The 254-nt window shown below is 61.4% G+C and carries 1 protein-coding gene; it reads left to right on the forward strand.

Annotation, left to right across the window (positions count from 1 at the left end; translation table 11 throughout):
- Positions 1 to 66: 66 nt before the first annotated feature.
- On the forward strand, positions 67 to 254 hold a 188-nt coding region (locus FS507_RS20085), incomplete at its 3' end, for a hypothetical protein (RefSeq protein ID WP_222121478.1).

Here is a 254-nt window from a genome sequence, read left to right on the forward strand (position 1 = left end):
GGGTAGGTGAAGGAGATGGAGAAGAAGATGTAGGGGAGGATGTGAGGGTAGTGGGGATTGTTGGGAATGAAGGGGTGGAGGGGGGAGGAGGTGAGGGGGGGAGGGTTAGTGAAGATATGTTGGATAGTAGGGGAGGGGGGGGAGGTGGGGGTTGTTGAGGAGGAGGGGGAGAGGGGAGGGGTGGAGGGGGGAGGGGATAGAGAAGGGAGAGAAGGCAGTGGGAAGGGTGCGGGCAAGCAGGGGGAGAAGGGTTC

This window comes from Corynebacterium glyciniphilum AJ 3170 (assembly GCF_007673095.1).
Classification (GTDB): domain Bacteria; phylum Actinomycetota; class Actinomycetes; order Mycobacteriales; family Mycobacteriaceae; genus Corynebacterium.